Source organism: uncultured Sphingomonas sp., assembly GCF_937859915.1.
In the GTDB taxonomy this organism is placed as follows: Bacteria; Pseudomonadota; Alphaproteobacteria; order Sphingomonadales; family Sphingomonadaceae; genus Solisphingomonas.
Genome location: NZ_CALMAW010000120.1, coordinates 1 through 6,300 on the forward strand (window position 1 = coordinate 1; position 6,300 = coordinate 6,300).

General features: G+C 66.1%; 7 protein-coding genes and 2 pseudogenes. All 9 read left to right on the forward strand.

Features of this window, described 5'->3' with window-relative positions; genetic code table 11:
• Positions 1 to 166 (forward strand): annotated as a pseudogene (locus Q0326_RS16095) (succinate dehydrogenase, hydrophobic membrane anchor protein); the annotation flags it as partial.
• On the forward strand, positions 166 to 1,971 hold the full coding sequence (sdhA, locus tag Q0326_RS16100) for a succinate dehydrogenase flavoprotein subunit (RefSeq protein WP_298692382.1): 1,806 nt from the start codon (positions 166 to 168) through the stop codon (positions 1,969 to 1,971). The pseudogene Q0326_RS16095 and the gene sdhA, both read left to right, overlap by 1 nt.
• Before the next feature lie 10 nt (positions 1,972 to 1,981).
• A complete protein-coding gene (locus Q0326_RS16105) occupies positions 1,982 to 2,230 on the forward strand; it encodes a DUF1902 domain-containing protein (protein ID WP_298692384.1) in 249 nt (82 codons plus the stop codon).
• Between the two features lie 5 nt (positions 2,231 to 2,235).
• Positions 2,236 to 2,436 carry a type II toxin-antitoxin system HicA family toxin gene (locus tag Q0326_RS16110; RefSeq protein WP_298692386.1) on the forward strand — a complete coding sequence of 67 codons (201 nt, stop codon included), beginning with the start codon at positions 2,236 to 2,238 and terminating at the stop codon, positions 2,434 to 2,436.
• On the forward strand, positions 2,437 to 3,222 hold the full coding sequence (locus tag Q0326_RS16115; protein ID WP_298692388.1) for a succinate dehydrogenase iron-sulfur subunit: 786 nt from the start codon (positions 2,437 to 2,439) through the stop codon (positions 3,220 to 3,222).
• 13 nt (positions 3,223 to 3,235) lie between these two features.
• Positions 3,236 to 3,688 (forward strand): acyl-CoA thioesterase domain-containing protein, encoded by a 453-nt coding sequence (locus Q0326_RS16120; protein ID WP_298692390.1) that lies wholly within the window; start codon positions 3,236 to 3,238, stop codon positions 3,686 to 3,688.
• Between the two features lie 4 nt (positions 3,689 to 3,692).
• A complete protein-coding gene (gene zapE / locus Q0326_RS16125) occupies positions 3,693 to 4,805 on the forward strand; it encodes a cell division protein ZapE (protein ID WP_298692392.1) in 1,113 nt (370 codons plus the stop codon).
• Positions 4,806 to 4,994: 189 nt separating this feature from the next.
• Positions 4,995 to 5,957, forward strand: a complete 963-nt coding sequence (gene mdh, locus Q0326_RS16130; protein WP_298692395.1) for a malate dehydrogenase — start codon at positions 4,995 to 4,997, stop codon at positions 5,955 to 5,957.
• Between the two features lie 63 nt (positions 5,958 to 6,020).
• Positions 6,021 to 6,300: pseudogene (locus Q0326_RS16135) on the forward strand (succinate--CoA ligase subunit alpha); the annotation flags it as partial.

A 6,300-nucleotide genomic window follows, 5' to 3' on the forward strand; every position in this document is an offset into this window, starting at 1 on the left:
GTTCTGGCATCTCCGCCTCGGCCTGCAGGTGTTCATCGAGGATTATGTCCACGAGGCCGGGGGCAAGGTCGCCTGCCTGCTGCTGCTCAACGCCTATGCCATCGGCGCCGCCACATTGTGCGTCTTCTCGATCCTCAAGATCGCCTTCGGTGGGGTGCCCGCCTGATGTCCGTGTCCGACTATAAGATCATCGACCATGTCTACGACGCCGTCGTCGTCGGCGCGGGCGGCTCGGGGCTGCGCGCCACCATGGGCTGCGCCGAAAAGGGCCTCAAGACCGCCTGCATCACCAAAGTGTTTCCAACGCGCAGCCACACGGTCGCGGCGCAGGGCGGCATTGCCGCGAGCCTCGGCAACAACACGCCCGATCACTGGACGTGGCACATGTTCGACACCGTCAAGGGCTCGGACTGGCTCGGCGACCAGGACGCGATCGAATATATGGTGCGCGAGGCGCCCGCCGCGGTGATCGAGCTCGAACATGCCGGCGTGCCGTTCAGCCGCAACCCCGAGGGCACGATCTACCAGCGCCCGTTCGGCGGCCACATGCAGAATATGGGCGAGGGGCCCCCGGTCCAGCGCACCTGCGCCGCCGCCGACCGCACCGGCCACGCCATGCTCCACGCGCTCTACCAGCAGAGCCTGAAGTATGACGCCGACTTCTACATCGAATATTTCGCGCTCGACCTCATCATGGAGGACGGCGTCTGCAAGGGCGTGATCGCGCTCTGCATGGATGACGGCACGATCCACCGCTTCCGCAGCCATGCCACCGTGCTGGCGACGGGCGGCTCGGGCCGGACCTATTTCTCGGCGACGTCCGCGCACACCTGCACCGGCGACGGCGGCGGCATGGTGCTGCGCGCCGGGCTTCCGCTCCAGGACATGGAGTTTGTCCAGTTCCACCCGACCGGCATCTACGGCGCCGGCGTGCTGATCACCGAGGGCGCGCGCGGCGAGGGCGGCTACCTTACCAACTCCGAGGGCGAGCGCTTCATGGAGCGCTATGCCCCGTCCGCCAAGGATCTGGCGTCGCGCGACGTCGTGGCGCGGTCGATGGCGATGGAGATGCGCGAGGGCCGCGGCGTCGGCCCCAACGGCGATTACATCTATCTCCACCTCGATCATATCGATCCCAAGGTGTTGCACGAGCGGCTGCCCGGCATCACCGAGACCGGCAAGATTTTTGCCGGCGTCGACCTGACCCGCCAGCCGCTGCCCGTCACGCCGACCGTCCATTACAATATGGGCGGCATCCCCTGTAACTATCACGGCGAGGTCGTGACGCTGAAGGATGGCGATCCCGACGCCGTCGTCCCCGGTCTATTCGCGGTCGGCGAGGCGGCGTGCGTCTCGGTCCACGGCGCCAATCGCCTGGGCTCGAACTCGCTGATCGATCTGGTCGTGTTCGGCCGCGCGACCGGCTTCCGCATCGCCGAGCTGATCCAGCCGATGACCAAGCATGGCGCGGTGGTGACCGCAGCCGACGAGAAGGCGCTCGCCCGGCTCGATCATTATCGCAACGCATCCGGCAGCACCAAGACGGCCGAGATCCGCCTCGAGATGCAGCGCACGATGCAGAAGCACGCCGCGGTGTTCCGCGACTCGGCGCTGCTCGACGAGGGCAAGGCGAAGATCGATGCGGTGTTCGCGCGGCTTGCCGACGTCCAGGTCTCGGATCGCTCGCTGATCTGGAACACCGATCTGGTCGAGACGCTCGAGCTCGACAACATGCTGCCGCAGGCGGTGGTCACGATGCACGCGGCGTCGAACCGCAAGGAAAGCCGCGGCGCGCACATGCACGAGGATTTCCCTGAGCGGAACGACGCCGAGTGGATGAAGCACACGATCACCTGGTTCGATCCGGCAGGCGCGGGCGACGGGCTGGTCAAGATCGACTACCGGCCGGTGCACGACTACACGCTCACTGACGAGATCGACTACATCAAGCCGAAGAAGCGGGTGTATTGAGGAGGGCGTGATGGGCGTCTGGACGGTGCAGGCAGGTTATGATCCCGAAGCGAGCGTGTGGTACACGGTCGATGCGGACATGCCCGGCCTGCTCGCGGACGGCGAGACTCTTGAGGTGCTGGCGGCCAAGCTCGGCCCGATGCTGCTCGATCTGCTCGAGTTCAACGCCGACCAGATCGACGACAAGGCCAAGCTTCAGGCGCCGCATCGTTTCCACATTGTCGCGCATGCCGAGCGCGATTTCGATGTCGCGGCCTGAATGACGTGGTCGAGGGCTATACGGAGCGGGTTCGCGCCCTGTTGCTCGCCCATGGTTGTACCTATCTTCGCCCCGGCAAGGGCGATCATGAATTGTGGCTGTGCCCGGGATCGACCCGGCCGGTCGTCGTCGACGGCAAGATGATGTCCCGTCACACCGCTAACGGCGTGCTCAAGCAGGCCGGCATCAAGGATCGGATCAGGTAAATGGCCGAATTTGCGCTCCCCAAGAACTCGAAGATCAAGGCCAAGGGCCAGGTCTACAAGGCCGCGCCCGACGCCAAGACCAAGCGCAACTTCAAAATCTACCGCTACGATCCCGATAGCGGGCAGAACCCGCGCTACGATCGCTACGAGCTCGATCTCGACGAGACCGGCCCGATGGTGCTCGACGCGCTGATCAAGATCAAGAACGAGGTCGACCCGACTCTGACCTTCCGCCGCTCGTGTCGCGAGGGCATCTGCGGATCGTGCGCGATGAACATCGACGGCAAGAACGGCCTCGCCTGCACCACCGCGATCGAGGACTGCAAGGGCGAGGTCCAGATCACCCCGCTGCCGCATCAGGACGTGGTCAAGGATCTGGTCCCCGACCTCACCCATTTCTACGCGCAATATGCCTCGATCAAGCCGTGGCTGCAGACCGTCACGCCCGCGCCCGCCGGCAAGGAGCGGCTGCAGAGCCCCGAGGATCGCGAAAAGCTCGACGGCATGTACGAGTGCATCCTGTGCGCCTGCTGCTCGACCTCCTGCCCGAGCTATTGGTGGAACGCCGACAAGTTCCTGGGTCCGGCGATCCTGCTGCAGGCCTATCGCTGGCTTGCCGACTCGCGCGACGAGATGACCGGTGAGCGGCTCGATGAGCTCGAGGATCCGTTCCGCCTCTACCGCTGCCACACGATCATGAATTGCGCGAACGTCTGCCCCAAAGGGCTCAACCCCGCCAAGGCGATCGCCGAGATCAAGAAGCTGCAGGTCGAGCGCGCGGTCTGAGCGGGTGGGCGACGTGCCCCATCCGCTCGCGCCGGTGCGCGATGGGCCTGATGCGGACGGTTTCCATGGCTGGACCTTTCCGGGGGAGGGATTCAACGCCTATCTCGGGCGGATGCTTGCGCGCCAGGAGGGCGAGCAGATCGCGCGCGTCCGCATCGCGACGGGGCCGAGCCGCAGCAACGTCCAGAACATGGTGCATGGCGGCTTCCTTCTCGGCTTCCTCGACCAGGCGATCTTCGTCGGCCCGGTTTCGCTGGGGCGGCTGCCGTTCGCCGGCGCGGTGACGCTCGGCGTCTCGACCCAGTTCATCGGCGGCGGCAAGCTCGACGAACCGCTCGACTGCGTCGTCGAGATCGTCCGCGAGACCGGCCGGCTGATGTTTCTGCGCGGCCAGATGGAGCAGGGCGAGCATATCGTCCTCAGTTTCCAGGCGACGCTGAGCAAGCGCCCCAAGCCGGCCGCCTGACCCGATGGGTCGCGTGCTCGTTCGCTATGATGCCGCGGTCGCCGGCGGCGAACTGCGCGCCGACCCCGCGCAGCGCGCAGTGGCCGAACGGCTCGACCGCTGTGCGGCGGCGCTCGCCGAACGCCCGCGGAAGGGATCCGTCCTGTGGCGCGCGTTCGCTAAGCGGCCCGAGCCGGTACGCGGCGTCTATCTGTGGGGCGGCGTCGGGCGCGGCAAATCGATGCTGATGGACATGTTCTTCGGCTGCGTCGACGGCCCGCGTAAGCGCCGCGTTCACTTCCACGAATTCATGCTCGAGGTCCACGACCGGCTGCGCGTCGAGCGCTCGCGCGAGGTGCCCGATCCGGTGATGCCGGTCGCCGACGCACTCGCCGACGAGGTGCGGCTGCTCGCCTTCGACGAGATGATCGTCACCAACTCGGCCGATGCGATGATCCTCTCGCGGCTGTTCACGCGGATGCTGAGCCACGACGTGACGATCGTCGCGACCTCCAACCGCGCACCGAACCAGCTCTATCTGAACGGGCTCAATCGCGAGCATTTCCTGCCGTTCATCGCGCTGCTCGAGGGCAAGCTCGACGTCATCGCGCTCGACGGGCCGACCGACTATCGGTTGCAGCGGCTCGGTGGCTTTCCGACCTGGTACGTCCCCAACGGCAAGGCGGCGACCGACGCGCTCAGCCGCGCCTTCTTCCGCCTCACCGACTTTCCCGTCGAGGACCGCGAGCATGTCCCCTCCGAGGAGATCGCGGTGCCGGGCGGGCGGACGATGCATGTTCCCAAGAGCCTCAAGGGGGTCGCGGTCTTCTCGTTCAAGCGACTGTGCGGCGAGGCGCGGGGCGTGCCCGACTATCTGGCGATCGCGCGGCGCTATCACACCGTGATCCTGGTCGGCATCCCGCTGTTCAGCGCCGACAATCGCAACGAGGCGACGCGCTTCAAACTGCTGATCGACACGCTCTACGAGCATGGCGTCAAGCTGCTTGCCGCGGCGGACGCCGAGCCGGACAAACTCTACGCACGCGGCGACGACGCCTTCGAGTTCGAGCGCACCGCCTCGCGATTGATGGAGATGCGCTCGGCCGAATATCTCGCAAAGGGCCATGGCAGCGATTGACTGCGCTGTCGTCGCGGCCGCGTCGCTTGGATCATCCGCTGCGTGAGCAAGTGCGGCGAAAAAGTCGGAGAAAAGCCCCGCAAGCGGTTGCCCCGGCCGGCAGGCGGGTCTAAGCGGACCCGGCTTTTCCGGCTGGCCGCCGGTTCTCGCGCGGCCGCGCCCCATCGTTCGTACCCCGTGGAGGCTTAATTGGCACGCAAGAAGATCGCGCTCATCGGCGCCGGCAATATCGGCGGCACGCTCGCGCACCTCGCCGCTCTCAAGTCGCTCGGCGACATCGTGCTGTTCGACGTCGTCGAGGGCGTGCCCCAGGGCAAGGCGCTCGATCTCATGCAGTGCGCCCCGGTCGAGGGCTTCGACGCCAAGATCAGCGGCACCAATGATTATGCCGACATTGCGGGTGCTGACGTGATCATCGTCACCGCCGGCGTCGCCCGCAAGCCTGGCATGAGCCGCGACGATCTGCTCGGCATCAATCTGAAGGTGATGAAGGCGGTCGGCGAGGGCATCAAGGCCAACGCACCGGACGCCTTCGTGATCTGCATCACCAACCCGCTCGACGCGATGGTGTGGGCGCTGCGCGAGTTCTCGGGGCTGCCGCACCACAAGGTCGTCGGCATGGCCGGCGTGCTCGACTCGTCGCGGTTCAGCGCGTTCCTCGCCGAGGAATTCCAGGTCTCGATCAAGGACGTCACCAGCTTCGTGCTCGGCGGCCATGGCGACACGATGGTGCCGGTGATCGAATATTCGACCGTCTCGGGCATCCCCGTTCCCGATCTGATCAAGATGGGCCGCTCGACGCAGGAGAAGATCGACGCGATCATCAAGCGCACCCGCGGCGGCGGCGGCGAGATCGTCGCGCTGCTCAAGACCGGATCGGCTTTCTACGCCCCGGCGACCAGCGCGATCGCGATGGCGCAGGCCTATCTTGGCGACGAGAAGCGCGTGCTGCCGGCTGCGGTAAACCTGACCGGCCAATATGGTGTCGACAATCTCTATGTCGGCGTACCGGTGGTGATCGGCGCGGGCGGCGTCGAGCAGATCGTCGAGATCGCGCTCAGCGACGAGGCCAAGGCCAATCTCGCCGTGTCGGTCGACGCGGTCAAGGAACTGCTGGTGGCGTGCAAGGCGATCGACGGGTCGCTCAACTAATCCACCTTACCCAATACTCCCCGGCGTGCACGCCGGTCCGATCAGCAAGGAAGCAAGCCGCCGATGTCGATCCTCGTCAATGCGAACACCAAGGTCATCACGCAGGGGATGACCGGCAAGACCGGTACCTTCCACACCAGGGCGGCGCTCGACTACGGCACCAAGATGGTCGGCGGCGTCACTCCCGGTAAGGGCGGGACGATGCACGAGGAGCTGGGCCTGCCCAATTTCGACACCGTCGCCGAGGCGATCTCCAAGACCGGCGCCAACGCCTCGGTGATCTACGTTCCGCCGCCCTTCGCCGCCGACTCGATCCTCGAGGCGATCGACGCGCAGGTGCCGC

What these genes read in the sequence shown, in the direction of transcription:
- Q0326_RS16105 (WP_298692384.1), top strand. Translation starts at nt 1,982, where the DNA reads ATGGGCGTCTGGACGGTGCAGGCAGGTTATGATCCCGAAGCGAGCGTG.
- zapE (WP_298692392.1), top strand. Translation starts at nt 3,693, where the DNA reads ATGGGTCGCGTGCTCGTTCGCTATGATGCCGCGGTCGCCGGCGGCGAA.
- sdhA (WP_298692382.1), top strand. Translation starts at nt 166, where the DNA reads ATGTCCGTGTCCGACTATAAGATCATCGACCATGTCTACGACGCCGTC.
- Q0326_RS16115 (WP_298692388.1), top strand. Translation starts at nt 2,437, where the DNA reads ATGGCCGAATTTGCGCTCCCCAAGAACTCGAAGATCAAGGCCAAGGGC.